Annotated in this window: 15 protein-coding genes; 8 read left to right on the forward strand and 7 right to left on the reverse strand. The window is 60.3% G+C overall.

Going from position 1 to position 15,950, the window contains the following annotated elements:
• Positions 1-45: 45 nt before the first annotated feature.
• Positions 46-894: a formyltetrahydrofolate deformylase gene (purU, locus tag ACODSV_RS09190; RefSeq protein ID WP_024077168.1), complete on the reverse strand. Its 849-nt coding sequence runs from the start codon at positions 892-894 to the stop codon at positions 46-48.
• A gap of 351 nt (positions 895-1,245) precedes the next feature.
• Between purU and mvaT the strand changes: the two genes are divergently transcribed.
• Positions 1,246-1,620: a histone-like nucleoid-structuring protein MvaT gene (gene mvaT / locus ACODSV_RS09195; protein ID WP_024077169.1), complete on the forward strand. Its 375-nt coding sequence runs from the start codon at positions 1,246-1,248 to the stop codon at positions 1,618-1,620.
• A 90-nt stretch (positions 1,621-1,710) separates the two neighbouring features.
• Here the strand turns inward: mvaT and sbcB are convergent, their stop codons facing one another.
• Complete coding sequence (gene sbcB / locus ACODSV_RS09200; RefSeq protein WP_024077170.1) at positions 1,711-3,138, reverse strand: exodeoxyribonuclease I; 1,428 nt, start codon at positions 3,136-3,138, stop codon at positions 1,711-1,713.
• Between the two features lie 167 nt (positions 3,139-3,305).
• Between sbcB and ACODSV_RS09205 the strand changes: the two genes are divergently transcribed.
• From ACODSV_RS09205 to ACODSV_RS09230, 6 genes are read left to right on the forward strand one after another with little or no spacing between them, the layout of a single operon-like run.
• Entirely contained in the window at positions 3,306-3,998 is a 693-nt protein-coding gene (locus ACODSV_RS09205) for an RDD family protein (protein WP_041161009.1), read from the forward strand.
• Complete coding sequence (locus ACODSV_RS09210; protein WP_069076921.1) at positions 3,995-4,975, forward strand: stage II sporulation protein M; 981 nt, start codon at positions 3,995-3,997, stop codon at positions 4,973-4,975. Before ACODSV_RS09205 ends, ACODSV_RS09210 begins: the two co-directional genes overlap by 4 nt.
• The gene (locus ACODSV_RS09215) at positions 4,962-6,488 is read left to right on the forward strand and encodes a DUF4129 domain-containing protein (protein WP_150053894.1); all 1,527 of its coding nucleotides are present in this window, start codon (positions 4,962-4,964) and stop codon (positions 6,486-6,488) included. Before ACODSV_RS09210 ends, ACODSV_RS09215 begins: the two co-directional genes overlap by 14 nt.
• Positions 6,488-7,645, forward strand: a complete 1,158-nt coding sequence (locus ACODSV_RS09220) for a DUF4350 domain-containing protein (RefSeq protein WP_150095389.1) — start codon at positions 6,488-6,490, stop codon at positions 7,643-7,645. The genes ACODSV_RS09215 and ACODSV_RS09220 overlap by 1 nt, the downstream gene beginning before the upstream one ends.
• Positions 7,642-8,637 carry an AAA family ATPase gene (locus tag ACODSV_RS09225; RefSeq protein WP_024077175.1) on the forward strand — a complete coding sequence of 332 codons (996 nt, stop codon included), beginning with the start codon at positions 7,642-7,644 and terminating at the stop codon, positions 8,635-8,637. Before ACODSV_RS09220 ends, ACODSV_RS09225 begins: the two co-directional genes overlap by 4 nt.
• Before the next feature lie 7 nt (positions 8,638-8,644).
• Positions 8,645-9,976, forward strand: a complete 1,332-nt coding sequence (locus ACODSV_RS09230; protein ID WP_150055198.1) for a DUF58 domain-containing protein — start codon at positions 8,645-8,647, stop codon at positions 9,974-9,976.
• A gap of 58 nt (positions 9,977-10,034) precedes the next feature.
• On the opposite strand, the gene ACODSV_RS09235 is transcribed toward ACODSV_RS09230, so the two are convergent.
• A complete protein-coding gene (locus tag ACODSV_RS09235; protein ID WP_150055197.1) occupies positions 10,035-10,394 on the reverse strand; it encodes a PilZ domain-containing protein in 360 nt (119 codons plus the stop codon).
• A 225-nt stretch (positions 10,395-10,619) separates the two neighbouring features.
• On the reverse strand, positions 10,620-10,994 hold the full coding sequence (locus ACODSV_RS09240) for a tetratricopeptide repeat protein (RefSeq protein ID WP_150055196.1): 375 nt from the start codon (positions 10,992-10,994) through the stop codon (positions 10,620-10,622).
• A 175-nt stretch (positions 10,995-11,169) separates the two neighbouring features.
• On the opposite strand from ACODSV_RS09240, the gene pyk reads away from it, so the two are divergent.
• The gene (gene pyk, locus ACODSV_RS09245; protein ID WP_150055195.1) at positions 11,170-12,621 is read left to right on the forward strand and encodes a pyruvate kinase; all 1,452 of its coding nucleotides are present in this window, start codon (positions 11,170-11,172) and stop codon (positions 12,619-12,621) included.
• 76 nt (positions 12,622-12,697) lie between these two features.
• Here the strand turns inward: pyk and ACODSV_RS09250 are convergent, their stop codons facing one another.
• From ACODSV_RS09250 to ACODSV_RS09260, 3 genes are all read right to left on the reverse strand, one after another.
• Positions 12,698-13,954, reverse strand: coding sequence for an NHL repeat-containing protein (locus tag ACODSV_RS09250; protein ID WP_150095475.1), 1,257 nt, complete (start codon positions 13,952-13,954; stop codon positions 12,698-12,700).
• A gap of 124 nt (positions 13,955-14,078) precedes the next feature.
• Positions 14,079-14,828, reverse strand: coding sequence for an enoyl-CoA hydratase-related protein (locus ACODSV_RS09255; protein ID WP_150055193.1), 750 nt, complete (start codon positions 14,826-14,828; stop codon positions 14,079-14,081).
• 30 nt (positions 14,829-14,858) lie between these two features.
• Entirely contained in the window at positions 14,859-15,791 is a 933-nt protein-coding gene (locus tag ACODSV_RS09260) for an iron-sulfur-binding ferredoxin reductase (RefSeq protein ID WP_024077181.1), read from the reverse strand.
• Positions 15,792-15,950 lie beyond the last annotated feature (159 nt).

The following is a 15,950-nucleotide window of genomic DNA, read 5'->3' on the forward strand; positions in this document are numbered from 1 at the left end:
CGATTTAACGCCCAGGCCCTTCTTTGTTCAATCAAAACACGATGATCAGAACACGACCGTCTTGTTGCCGTGCACCAGCACGCGGTCTTCCAAGTGATAACGCAGGCCACGGGCCAGCACCATCTTCTCGACGTCGCGGCCGAAACGCACCATGTCTTCAATGCTGTCGCTATGGCTGACACGCACCACGTCCTGCTCAATGATCGGGCCGGCGTCCAGCTCCTCGGTCACGTAGTGGCAGGTTGCGCCAATCAACTTCACACCACGCAGGGAAGCCTGGTGATAAGGCTTGGCACCGACGAACGACGGCAGGAAGCTGTGGTGGATATTGATGACCTTGCCGGCGTATTCGCGGCACAGGTCCGGTGGCAGGATCTGCATATAGCGCGCCAGTACCACCACATCAGCGTCATGCTGCTTGACCAGGCGGGAGACCTCGGCGAACGCGGGCTCCTTGTCCTGTGGGTTGACCGGTACGTGGTAGTACGGGATGCCATGCCACTCGACCATGCTGCGCAGGTCGTCATGGTTGGAGATCACACAGGCAATCTCACAGTCCAGTTCATCGCTGTGCCAGCGGTGCAGCAAGTCAGCCAGGCAGTGGGATTCGCGGCTGGCCATCAGCACCACGCGTTTTTTCTGCTCGGTGTCGGTGATGCGCCAGGTCATCGAAAACTCTTCGGCGATCGGCGCAAACGCCTCACGAAAAGCTTCAAGACCAAAGGGCAGCGTATCGGCACGAATTTCGTGACGCATGAAGAACCAACCGCTGAGATTGTCCGAGTGATGGCTCGCCTCGGTGATCCAGCCGTTGTGGGAAGCCAGAAAGTTACTGACTTTGGCAACGATGCCAACCCGGTCCGGGCAAGCTATCACCAGCCGAAAAGTGCGCATTAGGGGGGAACTCCAGAACTTCGCAAAGGCCGCTATTCTAGCGATTACGCAGAAAAACTGCAGTATTCCTTGAGGCTTATTCTGACAGCCCGGCCTGGCCACAGCCCTTAATAGCGTAAGGTTTTAGCACTGCTATATGAAGATGCATGGGCAAGCACGTGCAGTTGCGAGGGAAATTAACGAGATTATCTATAGCCGTGCCCTCTACTAATTAACTCAATTGCATCGCTTTGCCACAAACATTCAAAGTAATTCACATAAATGCATTCTTAAATGTTTACTTGATGAAATTGCCTGACTATTATTGGGCCACTATCCCTGTCAATCAGCGCTCTACATAAGGTAGTCCACATGTCTCTGATCAACGAATACCGTGCCACCGAAGAAGCTATCAAAGAACTGCAAGCCCGTTTGAAGAACCTGTCCCAAGACGACAAGCTGCAAACCGAGCTGGAATTCGAAGGCAAACTGCGCACCCTGATGGGCGAATACTCCAAATCCCTGCGTGACATCATTGCGCTGCTGGATCCAGAATCGAAAGTTAAAGCACCACGTGGCGCCGTAAAAACTACCGGCACCAAGCGTGCTCGTAAGGTCAAGCAATACAAAAACCCACACAACGGCGAAGTGATTGAAACCAAAGGCGGCAACCACAAGACGCTGAAAGAGTGGAAAGCCAAGTGGGGCGCTGACGTGGTTGAAGGTTGGGCTACCCTGCTGGGCTAAGCCTTGCCAGGCTTGCGCCTGATACGCGACACATTAAAAACGCCAGCTTGCTGGCGTTTTTTATTGCCTGCAGATTCTGCAATTAGCTGACTACAGCTTCAAGCGCGCCGCTAATGCATTGGCAAACTCCTGCCATTGATCGAGCACCTGGCATTGAAACGGCGTAGCACTAACAGCCAACTCCTGGCGCGCCTGATTAAATGCTTCCAGGGTATTGGGGGCGCCCCATTGTGGATCGCTCAAACGTTGCTGACAGAAGAATTGCCAGCGTTGCTGCTCCTCACTGTTCAAGGTGTCAGGAAAGTTACGCGCTCGGTAGCGGAATAATAATTCCGGCAAACGCTGATCATCAAATGGCCACTGCTGGCTCGCTAATTGCGCAGGCTCTGCCGCTCGCACTTGCTCGCATAAACGACGATCACGATCACCGATAAAACCATCGTAGAGCTGCTGCTCCGGGTCGGTCACCGGTGCAAACTCTTCATCCGCGTAAATCGCCGCCAACTTGTCGCGCCAAACTTCCTGTGCGTCAGTTAGCCGCAGCGCACGCGCCTGATAAGCGTCCATATCCAATTGCAGCCGCGCACGGTCTTGGGCACGCAGCACGTTCAACGGTGCGACCACTGGACAGCGGTTGATATGCAACAACTTGAGCGGCACCGGCAACTCGCCTTCGGCCAGTTCATCACGGCGAGTATAGAGGCGTTGGCGCAAGGTCTCGGCGTCCACGTCCAACAGGCCCTGCGGGTCGAGCCCGAGGTCGCAGACGATCAGCGCATTGCGATTGCGCGGGTGCCAAGCCAGGGGCAATACAACCCCCAGATAATGGCGTTCGGCAGAAAAACGCCCGGAGATATGCACCATCGGTTGCAGCAGGCGCACCTGGTCCATCACCCGCTGCTTGCTGCGCAGCTGGAACAGCCAGTCGTACAACTTGGGCTGTTTCTCGCGCACCAGCCGGGCCAGGGCAATGGTGGCGCGCACATCGGACAAGGCATCATGGGCCTGGCCATGCTCGATGCCATTGGCCTCGGTCAAACGCTCAAGCTTGAGCGTGACACGCCCATCCTGCTGGGGCCAGGTGATCCCTTCCGGGCGCAGCGCATAGGCGGTTCGCACCACATCGATCAAATCCCAGCGACTGTTCCCGCCCTGCCATTCACGCGCATAGGGGTCGAAAAAGTTGCGATAGAGGCTGTAGCGCGTCATCTCATCGTCAAAGCGCAGGGTGTTGTAACCAGCGCCACAGGTGCCGGGAGCCGCCAGTTCTGCATGCACCCGAGTCATGAAGTCGGCTTCGGCCAAGCCCTTTTGCGCCAGGATGCCCGGGGTAATGCCGGTAATGGCGCAGGCCGCCGGGTGAGGCAGGATATCGTCACTGGGTCGGCAATACAGGTTGACCGGTGCGCCAACCTCATTGAGGTCGAGGTCAGTGCGGATACCCGCTACCTGAAGGGGGCGATCGCTGCGCGGGTTGATGCCGGTGGTTTCATAGTCGTACCAGAAAATGGAGGTCACGGGCTGTTCCTGTGCTGAAGATCGACAAAGTCTAGGCGCTGCAAGGCGTTCGGGGCCAGCGCTACCTTAACGGTACAAACACCCAGAAAAACCTTGAATGGTTGCTTCCACCGCCGACACTGCTAGCATCCGTGTCTTCCAACTGCCCTGCACTGCCAAGGATCGCGATGCCATCAGCCCCATTGGATACCCGTTACCAGATCGAGACCCCGGAGGGCATCGACCTGCCCTTGCGCCCGGCCGGCCTGCTGCCACGCGCGCTGGCCTTTGCCTTCGACCTGGGCGTGCGCGGGCTGTTCATGGGCATCCTGCTGGTGCCTTTGGCCCTGCTCGGCAATATCGGCATAGGCCTGGGTTCGCTGCTGCTGTTCCTGGTCAGTTGGTGGTACATGGTGCTGTTTGAAGTTCTCAACCAGGGCTGCTCCCCCGGCAAGCAAGTCATGGGCCTGCGCGTGGTACAGGACGACGGCACGCCTGTTGGCTGGTCCGCTTCGCTTATCCGCAACCTGCTGCGCTTTGTCGACATGTTGCCTTTCGGTTACTTTCTCGGCGCCATCAGTTGCCTGCAACATCCTCATTTCAAACGACTGGGCGACCTGGCCGGCGGCACGCTGGTGATCTACCGTGAACACCCCCTGGCTCGTCCACAGGTGCCCCCGGCGGCGGCCCTGCGCCTGCCCTTCGCCCTGGAGCTCAGCGAACAACGTGCGATCCTGGGTTTCGCGGAACGCCAGGGCCAACTGTCGGCTGAGCGGGTACACGAACTGGCCTCAATCCTTGCAACGCCCCTGCAAGTATCCCCGGCTCGCGCCGTGGAGCAGCTCAATGGCGTGGCGCGTGGCTTACTGGGGCCGACATGAAGCAGAGCCTGTTCGAAAGTCGTCATCAAGCACAATGGCAAGCCTTCGCCGAGCAACTGAAGCAGTTGGAGCAAGGCAACGCCAAGGCCGGTGATGTGGCCGACTTCCCTCATCAATATCGACGCTTGTGCCAACATCTCGCCCTGGCCCAGGAGCGTGGCTACAGCAGCTACCTGGTGGACCCGTTGCAACAGCTGGCACTGCGCGGCCACCAACAGTTGTACCGCCATCGCAGCCAGTTGGGGGCTAACCTGTTGAGTTTCGTCCTGGCCGACTTCCCTCGGCTGGTGCGTGAACAATGGCGTTTCGTATTGATCGCCAGCCTGCTGTTTTTCGGCAGCCTGGTGGGTATCGCGCTGCTGGTGTACCTGTTCCCCGAGCTGATCTACAGCATCGTCAGCCCCCAGCAGGTGGCCGAGATGCAAAGCATGTACGACCCCGATGCCAGTCGCCTGGGCCGCGTCGCCGACCGCGCCTCCAGTGAAGACTGGATGATGTTCGGCTACTACGTGATGCATAACATCGGCATCGCCTTCCAGACCTTTGCCGCCGGCTTGCTGTTCGGGCTGGGCAGCGTGTTCTTCCTGATTTTCAACGGCCTGATCATCGGTGCCGTCTCCGGGCACCTCACTGAAATCGGCTATGGCCAGACTTTCTGGTCATTCGTCATCGGCCATGGCGCATTCGAACTCAGCGCCATTGCCCTGGCCGGCGCGGCGGGCTTGCAGTTGGGCTGGGCGCTGATCGCTCCCGGCCGGTTGACCCGTGGCGAGGCCCTGCGGCTGGCAGCGCACAAAAGCGTGCAGATGCTCTGCGGTGTCATGGCCTTCCTGCTGATCGCAGCCTTTATCGAAGCCTACTGGTCATCCATTACCTCGGTCGCTCACTGGGTGAAATACCTGGTTGGTGCCGGGCTCTGGCTACTGGTGGCCGCCTACCTGATCCTTGCCGGACGGACTCATCATGCGCCTGAGTGATGCCAGCGTCGTGATTCGTCCCCGTACGACCTGGGAAGCCATGGACCTTGGCGTATTAATGGCCCGGGAACACCGCCTGTTGTTAATGGCCAGTTGGGCCATCGTCACCCTCCCGGTGTTCATCCTGTTGACCGCGCTACTGTGGCAATCCCCGTCCACGGCCATATTCCTGTTCTGGTGGTTAAAGCCCGCCTTCGACCGCCTGCCATTGCATATCCTGTCCAAAACCTTGTTTGGCGAGACGCCCAGCCTCAAGCAGGCCGTGCGCCAATGGCCGCGACTGCTCAAGGGCCAGTTGCTGGCCAGCCTGACCTGGCGGCGGTTCAGCCTGAGCCGCAGCTTTGTGATGCCGGTTAGCCAACTCGAAGGCCTGGATGGCCCGGCACGCCAAAAACGCCTGGGTGTATTGCAGCAACACAACGCCGGGGCCGCACGCTGGTTGACCATCCTAGGCGTGCATCTGGAGATTGGTCTCTGGTTTGGCTGCATGGCGCTGTTCTATCTATTGATTCCACAGCAGCTTGAACTGGCCTGGGACTGGCAACGCCTGGCGCTGGCGGGCGATTCAGAAGGGCTATGGCTGGAGCACCTGGGCAACGCCTTCTATGCGCTGATCCTGGTGTTCTGGGAACCGATCTACATCGCTTGCGGCTTCAGCCTCTATCTCAACCGCCGCACCGTGCTGGAGGCCTGGGACCTGGAGCTGGTATTCCGCCGCCTGCGCCAACGCTTGAGCAGTGTCGCGCCATTGCTGTTGCTGGTGGCCGGGCTGATGTTGCTGCCGTTCAGCCCACAGGCCCTGGCAGACAACCCCATATCACCCAAGCCACTGACGCCCCAGGCCTCCAGCCAATCGATCAAGGCGCTGCTGGACGTGCCCCCCTTCAAGAACCCGGAAACCGTCACCCACTACCGTTTTGGCGAGGATAAACCCATCGTCAAAAACAAAGAGCACGGCGACGGCAAGCTGCCGGCCTGGCTCCAGGCGCTGCTGGACAATCTCAACAGCGATACCTTCAAGCCCGTCGCCCAAGCCCTGGAAGTGCTGCTATGGAGCTTGCTGGCAGGTAGCGTGGCCTTGCTGATCTGGCGCTATCGTGATTGGCTGCGCACGTTTGTCAGCCGGCAAGTGCCACTCAAGCCTGAAATCACCAGGCCGGTGCCGTCGCAATTATTCGGCCTGGAACTGGCCACCGAAACCTTGCCAGACGATATCGCCGCTACCGCCGAACAACTCTGGGCCACCCAACCACGGGAAGCCCTTGGCCTGCTGTATCGCGGCCTGCTCAGTCGGTTATTGCACGACTTCGACCTGCCGCTGAAAAGCGCAGACACCGAGGGCCAGGTCCTGGCTCGCATTCATCAGTTGCAACAACCGCAACTGCTGGCCTTCAGCGATGATCTGACCCGTCATTGGCAGAACCTCGCCTATGGTCATCGCCTCCCACCGGCCTTGGCACAACAGCAACTGTGCCGAGATTGGCGCGCCCTGTTCAACGCGGGGGCCGCATGATGAAACAACCGTTATTGTGGGTGGGGCTGCTGCTGGCATGCCTGTTGGGAGCGGGCGGCTTGTACGCGTGGCAGAAGGCTATCCCGTATGAGCAAGTAGTGGATCGCGGTCCATCGCCGGAGGCGCTGGCCAATCCCTACCTGGCAGCCGAGCATTTCCTGCGCCAGCAAGGCCTGTCGGTGGGGCATGCCAACGGCCTTGATCGGCTTGACGACTTGCCAGCCAAGGGCCACAGCCTGTTGTTGCTAGGTGAGCGCAGCAACATGACCCCACGCCAGGTGGATCAACTGCTGGCGTGGGCCAGGTCCGGCGGGCACCTGCTGGTGGTCGCCGAAGCACTGTGGGATGAAGAGACCGGTAAGAGCGGTGACTGGCTGCTCGATCGCCTGCACATCCACCAGACATTGAGCGATGACCCTGAAGCCCCCTCCCCGGCCCCCAAGAAGAAAACGCCGGACCTGACCAAGCTCTATGTCGACAATGAAACCGCTCCGGCCTATTTCAGCTTCGATACCGACTTCAATCTCACCGACCCCAGGCATGTCGCGCAGTTTTCCGCCAACAGCGCCAGGTCCAGCCACCTGATGCAACTCGACCTCGGGCAAGGCAATGTGACGGTGGTCACTGACAGTGACCTGTGGAACAACGCGAACATCGGCAAGCACGATAACGCCTGGCTGCTGTGGTACCTGAACCAGGGCACTGACGTGACCTTGCTGTTCAACAGCGACGTGGACGATCTGTTCACCCTGCTGCTGCGCCATTTCCCCCAGGCCCTGGTCGCACTCGCCGCGCTGCTCATCCTGGCACTCTGGCACGCCGGCATGCGCCAGGGGCCGATCCAGGCGCCCGCCCCCAAGGCTCGCCGACAATTGCAGGAGCACTTGAAGGCCAGCGCCGATTTCCTCATGCGGCGCAACGGCCAAGGCACGCTGCTCCGTGCCTTGCAGCGCGATATCCTGCGCGCCGCCCGGCACCGCCACCCCGGTTTTGAACACCTCGACACCGAAGAACAGTGGCGGGTCCTTGAACACCTGACACGCCAACCCTCCCACGTCATCAATCAGGCCCTCGGCCCACTTTCGGCAAAACGGCTTTCCAGCGCCGATTTCAGCCGTCAGGTGGCATGCCTGCAAACTCTCAGGAATGCCCTATGAGCGACTTTCCAACGGCCACGGCCCTGACCAGCGAAACCCTGCAACTCGCCAGCCAGCAGGCCCAGTCCCTGCGCATTGAACTGCGCAAGGCGGTCATCGGCCAGGATCAGGTAATCGATGACGTACTCACTGCGCTGATCGCCGGTGGCCATGTGCTGCTTGAAGGCGTACCCGGGCTGGGCAAGACCTTGCTGGTGCGGGCCCTGGCCCGTTGCTTTGGCGGCGATTTCGCACGTATCCAGTTCACGCCGGACCTGATGCCCAGCGATGTCACCGGCCATGCCGTGTACGACCTGCACACCGAACAATTCAAACTGCGCAAGGGGCCGCTGTTTACCCACTTGCTGCTGGCCGATGAAATCAACCGCGCGCCAGCCAAGACCCAGGCAGCGCTGCTCGAAGCCATGCAGGAACGCCAAGTCACCCTTGAGGGCGAGGCCTTGCCGATCGGCCAGCCGTTCATGGTGTTGGCGACCCAGAACCCCATCGAGCAGGAAGGCACCTACCCGCTGCCCGAGGCCGAACTGGATCGCTTCATGCTCAAGGTACGCATGGACTATCCCGACTCCCGGCAGGAACTGGACATGGTGCGCGAAGTCACGCGTTCGTCCCGGGCCGACATGCTGGATGTCCAACCGCTGCGAGTCGTGCTGCAAGCCGGGGATGTACTGAAGTTGCAGCAGATAGCCAGTGAGCTGGCGCTGGACGAGCAAGTGCTGGACTACGCCGTGCGCCTGGCCCGGGCCACCCGCAGTTGGCCGGGGCTGACCATCGGTGCAGGTCCGCGCGCCTCCATTGCCCTGGTACGCGGTGCCCGTGCCCGAGCCCTGCTGCGCGGGGGCGAGTTCGTCACCCCGGACGACATCAAGGGCTGCGCCTTGGCGGTGCTGCGCCACCGGGTTCGTATCGCTCCCGAACTGGATATCGACGGACTGGAGGTGGACCAGGTGCTCAAGCAACTGCTGGACCAGATTCCGGCGCCTCGCCAATGAGCCGTCCATGAAGCCGACTCGTCTGCTGTTGAGCTGGCTCGGCGTGCTGCTGGGCTTGAATATCCTGCTGGGTACGGCGGCAGCGTTGCAGCTCAAGCTACCCACCAGCCTGCATTCAGTCGCCTGGGGCCTGCTGCTGGCACTGTTGCTGCTGGCACTACTGGACGCAGCTCGCCTGCACCGCCGCCCCTCCGTGCGGGTACAACGGCAGATGCCAGGCAGCCTGGCGCTGGGCCGCTGGGGAGAAGTACGCCTGAAGCTCGACCATGATTACCCACAGCCGCTGACCGTACAGGTGTTCGATCACGTCCCCGACGGCTTGAGTGTGGAGAATATGCCCCAGTCCATCGAACTGCGCCCGGGCGAATGCAGTGAATTGGGCTATCGCCTACGCCCTTTGCGGCGCGGCCATTTCAGTTTCAGTCAATGCGAGATACAGCTGCCCAGCCCCTTGGGGCTGTGGGCCGCACGACGCTTTACCCAAGCCAGCGATGCCACCCGCGTCTACCCGGATTTCGCCCGCCTGTATGGCGCCCAGCTATTGGGTGTGGATAACTGGCTGAGCCAACTGGGAGTGCGTCAACGCCAGCGACGGGGGTTGGGCCTGGAGTTTCACCAGTTGCGCGAGTTCCGCGAGGGCGACAGCCTGCGGCAGATCGACTGGAAGGCCACCGCGCGCCAACGCACGCCGATTGCCCGGGAATACCAGGACGAGCGCGACCAGCAGATCGTGTTCATGCTCGATTGTGGCCGACGCATGCGCAGCCAGGATGCCGAACTGTCCCACTTCGATCACGCACTCAACGCCTGCCTGCTGCTCAGTTATGTCGCCTTGCGCCAGGGCGATGCGGTGGGCCTGTGTACCTTTGCCTGCGACCAGCCGCGCTACCTGGCCCCCGTCAAGGGCACCGGCCAGTTGAACCTGTTGCTCAACGCCGTATACGACCTGGACACCACCCGACGCACAGCCGATTACGAGGCCGCAGCCAGTCAGTTACTGGCGCGGCAAAAACGTCGGGCATTGGTCATTGTGGTGACCAACCTGCGGGATGAGGACGATGAGGCATTACTGACAGCGGTCAAGCGCATCGGCCGACAGCACCGGGTGATGGTCGCCAGCCTGCGCGAAGACGTACTCGACCAATTGCGCCAGTCGCCGGTGCAAACCTTGCCCGAAGCGCTGGCCTACAGCGGCACCGTCGACTACCTGAATAAAAGGGACGAACTGCACGAACGCTTGAGCGCCCACGGGTTATCGGTACTGGATACACCACCCTCAGGGCTGGGGCCGGCCTTGGTGACACGTTACCTGGGCTGGAAAAAAGCCGGCGTCCTGTGAATGTCACACACCCCAACATGGATAGCCCGACCTAAGCCGGGCTTGCAGCAAGTAACGTTTAGGCAGAAGCCTGCAAGGGATCGAAACTGAAGTACTGAAATAAGGCGTTGATCAGTAGGCCGTACTCTGGCGACGCTTCAACCACGCTGAACCCGGAATCGTAGTGCTGCGGGTTGACGTCCTCATGGCTCCATAAACAGGTGGCTGTGAGGTCAATGGCCTGAAAATCGCCGCCAGCCGCAGGAATCTTCAAGCGCAGCTCGAACTCTACGTCGACCATCATCGGCAATTGGCTGATCAACATCAGCCCATCTTCGGACACGTTACCCAAGTAGCCAATGGGTTTGTCCGTCACTCGGTTAAACACTTGCAGGAAACAAGACAACTGATGTCGCTCAATACGTCGGTCGGTAAACATGATGAAATCGCCATCCATTGGCCATGACTCTGGCCTTACCAGTGATTCGGAACGCCCCATTAAGGCCGCTCTCCCTGGGAATCGGTGCGACAACAGCAAGCGCCTTGTCACTCTACAGCTGCCAATCCCAAGCATTCCATCCGTATGAGTACAAACTTGTACAAACGGACATTCAAAGAATAGCCCAAGACTGGCGACGGGCCAGCTATAGAATGACAAATATCATCACAACGAGGCCGGACGTGGCTGCGCAACGCTCGCGCCGGGGTAATGCCCGAGTTGCTGCAGGGTATCGAGCCGGGCACGGGCCCGATAAGCGTACTCACTGGACGGGTACTGATTAATGATGAACTGATAGGTCTGCACCGCATCGACAAACAGCTTCTGCCGCTCCAGGCATTGCCCGCGCAACATCGAGACCTCAGGTTGCACATAGCGGCGGGTACGGCTTTCACGGTCGACCTGGGACAATTCCAGGGTCACGCGTTCGCAGTCACCGACCCCGTACGCACGGTAGGCGTTGTTCAAATGGTGGTCCATCGACCAGCGGGTGCAGCCGATAACGCTGACGGCCAGGGCAGCAATGAGCAAAATTCGCATGGGGGTTCTCCTGTCTTGTGCAGTGTATCGACCCCTGGTCGAAAATCTTCAAGGATGTTCATTTATTCAATCGAAGCGAAAACAAGCGAATGGCCGATAAGTAGTGCAAACGAACAATGACTACAACCAAAGAGCATAGTAGCCTTCCTCAGCGCTTGAACTCAGGAGTCTGTGCATGTCCGTCCGTCGTACCAAAATCGTCGCCACCCTTGGCCCGGCCAGCAACTCGCCGGAAGTCCTCGAACAGCTGATTCTGGCTGGTTTGGACGTTGCCCGTCTGAACTTCTCCCACGGCACTCCGGACGAGCACAAGGCTCGCGCCAAGCTGGTGCGAGACCTGGCCGCCAAGCATGGCCGCTTCGTCGCATTGCTGGGTGACCTGCAAGGCCCGAAAATTCGTATCGCCAAATTCGCCAACAAGCGGATCGAGCTGAAGATCGGTGACAAGTTCACCTTCTCCACCAGCCACCCGCTGACCGAAGGTACCCAGGAAGTCGTCGGTATCGACTACCCGGACCTGGTCAAGGACTGCGGCGTCGGCGACGAACTGCTGCTGGATGACGGCCGTGTGGTCATGCGCGTCGACACCGCTTCCGTCACCGAGCTGAACTGCACCGTGATCATCGGCGGCCCGCTGTCCGACCACAAGGGCATCAACCGTCGCGGCGGTGGCCTGACCGCCCCGGCCCTGACTGAAAAAGACAAGGCCGACATCAAGCTCGCCGCCGAAATGGAAGTGGATTACCTCGCCGTATCCTTCCCGCGCGACGCCGCCGACATGGAATACGCCCGTAAGCTGCGCGACGAAGCCGGCGGTACCGCCTGGCTGGTGGCGAAGATCGAACGCGCCGAAGCCGTGGCCGACGACGAAACCCTCGACGGCCTGATCAAGGCGTCGGACGCCGTAATGGTTGCCCGTGGCGACCTGGGCGTGGAAATCGGTGACGCCGAGCTGATCGGTATCCAGAAGAAGATCATCCTGCACGCACGCCGCCACAACAAAGCGGTGATCGTGGCGACCCAGATGATGGAGTCGATGATCCAGAACCCGATGCCGACCCGCGCCGAAGTGTCCGACGTGGCCAACGCCGTGCTCGACTACACCGACGCCGTGATGCTTTCTGCAGAAAGTGCCGCAGGCCCGTACCCGCTGGAAGCAGTCCAGGCCATGGCGCGTATCTGCGTCGGTGCTGAAAAGCACCCGACCAGCAAGACCTCCAGCCATCGCATCGGCAAGGTCTTCGAAAGCTGCGACCAGAGCATCGCCCTGGCGGCCATGTACACCGCCAACCACTTCCCGGGCGTCAAGGCGATCATCGCCCTGACCGAAAGTGGCTACACGCCGTTGATCATGTCACGCATCCGCTCCTCGGTACCGATCTACGCGTTCTCCCCGCACCGCGAAACCCAGGCCCGCGCGGCTTTGTTCCGCGGCGTGTATACCGTACCGTTCGACCCGGCGTCGTTGCCGCCGCACGAAGTCAGCCAGGCGGCCATCGACGAGCTGATCAAGCGTGGCGTCGTCGAGAAAGGCGACTGGGTCATCCTGACCAAGGGCGACAGCTACCACACCATCGGCGGCACCAACGGCATGAAAATCCTGCACGTTGGCGACCCAATGGTCTGAGTGATCGGTTGCTTGAAATACAAAAGCCCCGCCATGTGAATGGCGGGGCTTTTTGCGTTTTAGCCGACGCAGATAATTACGCCAAGTGACGCTCAATCACCGGGAAGAAGGGAAAGATCCCACGATGGCCCACGACCACGGCACGATCATCATGCTCCAGTTGCATCGCTAGAAATTCCCCGGCATCAGGACCGACCACCACCCCGTCGCCATTGCCATAAGCGCTATCGAGCGCTCCTGTATAAAGAAAGCGAATCAACAGGCTGTATCGGGTATTCGGCTCTTCAGCCAGGAAGCACCCACCCGCCAGACACCAGCGCCCCTCCAGATCAATCGCTAAAGCATGCGGATGGGGTTCCAGCCCCGGCACGTCGACGCGCAACGCCTTTCCCGCGTTAAATGTCGAGTCTGGTTTACCCTGCGCATCCAGCTTAAGCAAGACCAGGTATCGTCCTTGCTCCTGTGGAGGCGTACCCGCCGCGAAGAGCGTCCTGTCGCTTCGTGCAAACAAACTGTCCACACGAACCTCGCTATCCCGCAGCGCATAAAAACCCTGATCAGCAAAAGCCTTATCCAAAAAACCATTGCCTTCCATACGGCCGATCACAGCGGCGAAGCCCTCGCCATACCCGGCAAAGACCACCTTGTCGTCATGCTGGCGAAGCAGCGCGCTGAGTCGCAAAGGCCGCTGACCATAGATCAGACGAACAAAACCCTTACCACCGAAATGGCTATTCAGTTGGCCTTTGTCATCAAGGCTGACCAAATACGACGCCCCACCATCGAACCCATAGAAATGAAAAATCACCTCACCTTTTGCCTGAAGCAACGGCCCAACACGAGGAACGGCACGCTCTGCATGGATCGCTTGGGAGCGATCGGCCACCCTCCCTCCGTCCCCGTCAAACTGCCAGAAAACGATCCTGCCGCCATCCCCAAAGCCACGGTCGAGTTGGCCCCGGACGTCGTAGCGCGCCGCAGCCGGAAAGTACTGGCGACTGTCGTCCTCATAAACCGAACCCAGCACCAATATCTTGCCGTCAGCAAGCTCAACGACATTCTCAAGGGCAGAGCGGTCATAGGGGTCGTCGGAAAAACTGTCGAACACAAAACCTTTGTCACCGAAGTCAGGCACCACTTGCCCCGTATGCCCAAGGCGCACCAAAGCGAAATGCTTGTCCGGCCGCAAGCCAATAACCCAGCCCCCCGCCGAGCTGACGATCATGCTCTGGGCATACCCTTCAAAGTCCAACAAACAACTGCCGTGGTCGGCAAACGAGGGATCAAGCGCACCCGGTTTGCCGTTTCTCCAGGAAAAGTCATGAGCATTCATTCTGGCCTCCAGGACGGTTCAACGCGCAGATGCATGAGTGACCAGCATAGGGAGACCGCGCAGCGCAGATCACTGTGATTTCTCACAGTTCTCTAGAATGAATTCGTCTAAACAGCATCAGCTGTCAGCGCCTGGCGATAACCGCCGACAACGCCGTAATCGCTTCCGGTGATTTCAATCGCTGGACAAACAACGCCCCCTCCTCCTCGATCACTTGCCGCAATTGTTCACGGTCCACACTCTTCATCAATTGCTTGGTCACCTGCACCGCCCCCGGTGCCAGGGTTTCAAAGCGCTCAGCGATGTCCCGCGCCTTGGCCAACGCCGCGTCACCACTGCCCAAGGCTTCGGTGGCAATTCCCCACGCTACGGCCTGTTCGCCGCTGAAGCCCTCGCCCAACAGCAACAGTTCAGCCGCCTTCGCATGTCCCAACAGACGCGGCAGGATCAGGCTGGAGCCAAACTCCGGACACAACCCCAGGTTGACGAACGGCATGCGCAACCGCGCATCCCGGCTGATATATACCAGGTCGCAATGCAGCAGCAGGGTCGTGCCGATGCCCACCGCTGCGCCCGCCACGGCGGCGATCACGGGTTTGCGGCAATTGAGCAGGCTTTTCATGAAGTGGAACGGCGGGCTGTCGAGGTCGCTGGGTGGCAGCTCAAGAAAATCGCCGATGTCATTGCCGGCGGTAAAACACGCGTTGCTGCCCTGAATCAACACAGCGCTGATGGTCGGGTCCGCATCAGCCTGCTCCAGCGCTTCGGCCAACTGCGTATACATGGCTCGGGTCAGGGCGTTTTTCTTGTCGGGGCGGTTGAACTGCAGGGTCAGCAACCCACGTTCGCGCTGCTGCAGGATGGCGTCGGTCATGGTCAGTCTCGCGGCTGTAGAATTCAGCGCTCAACCACGGGGCAGGAACACATCGGCCAGCAGTTGATTGCGCGGCAATCCCGCCAGGAACAGGCGCTTGGAGAAGGCCTCGACGTTGGCGGGGTGCCCGCAGAGTAAGGCCAGAGTTTGCCGCGAAACAAGCCGCAGTTGCGCCAATGCCTGGGCTTGCTCCGCCGCGGTCCATAGCTCCACCGTCAGGTTCGCATGCTGCGCGGCCAGCGCGGCCAGGGGTTCGGCCAGGTAATGGCCACTGGCATCATGGGCGAGATGAATCACGCGGATAGCCCCCTGGTGATTCTGGCGCAACGCCTCGCGCAGCACGCCCCACAACGGGCCCATACCGGTACCGGATGCCAGCAGCCACAGCGGCTGGGTTTGCCAGGCGGGGTCGTATTGCAACGCGCCGCCGCGCAGTTCGCCCAGGCGCAGGCGGTCCCCGACACGCAACTGCCGAGCGGCATCGCTGAACGCGCCAGGCTGGCGACACTCGAGATGAAACTCCAAGAACGGATCTTCCTGGGGCAGGCTGGCCAGGGAGTAGGGCCGCGCCACCTGCCCCGCCCACAACACCAGATGCTGCCCGGCCCGGTAGCGCAGGCCGCGCTCCGGTTGCAGGCGCAAGCGCAGTACAGTCGTGTTCAGCCAGTCAGCGCCTACCACTTCGGCCGACAGACCGTCGCGTGTCGGATCGTACGCTTCGACCCGCAAGTCCGCCGTCACCTGACACTGACAGGCCAGGCGCCAGCCATCCTGGCGCTGTGCCGGGCTGAGGGCGTCGGGTTGCTTGTCCTCGACGTCGCCCTGGCATCGCACCAGGCATGCATGGCAACTGCCGGCGCGGCAACTGTAGGGCACGGCGACGCCGGCCTGGTTCAGGGCATCCAATAGGTTGCTGCCGGTGGAGACCGACCAGTGGCGTTCGCCGACGTGCAGTTCAGGCATACAAGGACTCAAACATTGCGAAGATTGCTAACGATAACGCGGGCAGCATGACGAAACGCATTTTTGTGGCAAGCGGGCTTGCCATAATGCCTGTCAGCCAAGGAGGAACACTGTAACTGTGGCGAGCGGGCTTGCCCCGCGTTGGGCTGCGAAGCAGCC

The sequence above is a fragment of the Pseudomonas sp. FG86 genome, from assembly GCF_057808775.1.

Coding starts and splice junctions, on each gene's coding strand:
- purU (WP_024077168.1), bottom strand. CDS start 894: ATGCGCACTTTTCGGCTGGTGATAGCTTGCCCGGACCGGGTTGGCATC.
- mvaT (WP_024077169.1), top strand. CDS start 1,246: ATGTCTCTGATCAACGAATACCGTGCCACCGAAGAAGCTATCAAAGAA.
- ACODSV_RS09205 (WP_041161009.1), top strand. CDS start 3,306: ATGCCATCAGCCCCATTGGATACCCGTTACCAGATCGAGACCCCGGAG.
- ACODSV_RS09210 (WP_069076921.1), top strand. CDS start 3,995: ATGAAGCAGAGCCTGTTCGAAAGTCGTCATCAAGCACAATGGCAAGCC.
- ACODSV_RS09215 (WP_150053894.1), top strand. CDS start 4,962: ATGCGCCTGAGTGATGCCAGCGTCGTGATTCGTCCCCGTACGACCTGG.
- ACODSV_RS09220 (WP_150095389.1), top strand. CDS start 6,488: ATGAAACAACCGTTATTGTGGGTGGGGCTGCTGCTGGCATGCCTGTTG.
- ACODSV_RS09225 (WP_024077175.1), top strand. CDS start 7,642: ATGAGCGACTTTCCAACGGCCACGGCCCTGACCAGCGAAACCCTGCAA.
- ACODSV_RS09230 (WP_150055198.1), top strand. CDS start 8,645: ATGAAGCCGACTCGTCTGCTGTTGAGCTGGCTCGGCGTGCTGCTGGGC.
- ACODSV_RS09235 (WP_150055197.1), bottom strand. CDS start 10,394: ATGTTTACCGACCGACGTATTGAGCGACATCAGTTGTCTTGTTTCCTG.
- ACODSV_RS09240 (WP_150055196.1), bottom strand. CDS start 10,994: ATGCGAATTTTGCTCATTGCTGCCCTGGCCGTCAGCGTTATCGGCTGC.
- pyk (WP_150055195.1), top strand. CDS start 11,170: ATGTCCGTCCGTCGTACCAAAATCGTCGCCACCCTTGGCCCGGCCAGC.
- ACODSV_RS09250 (WP_150095475.1), bottom strand. CDS start 13,954: ATGAATGCTCATGACTTTTCCTGGAGAAACGGCAAACCGGGTGCGCTT.
- ACODSV_RS09255 (WP_150055193.1), bottom strand. CDS start 14,828: ATGACCGACGCCATCCTGCAGCAGCGCGAACGTGGGTTGCTGACCCTG.
- ACODSV_RS09260 (WP_024077181.1), bottom strand. CDS start 15,791: ATGCCTGAACTGCACGTCGGCGAACGCCACTGGTCGGTCTCCACCGGC.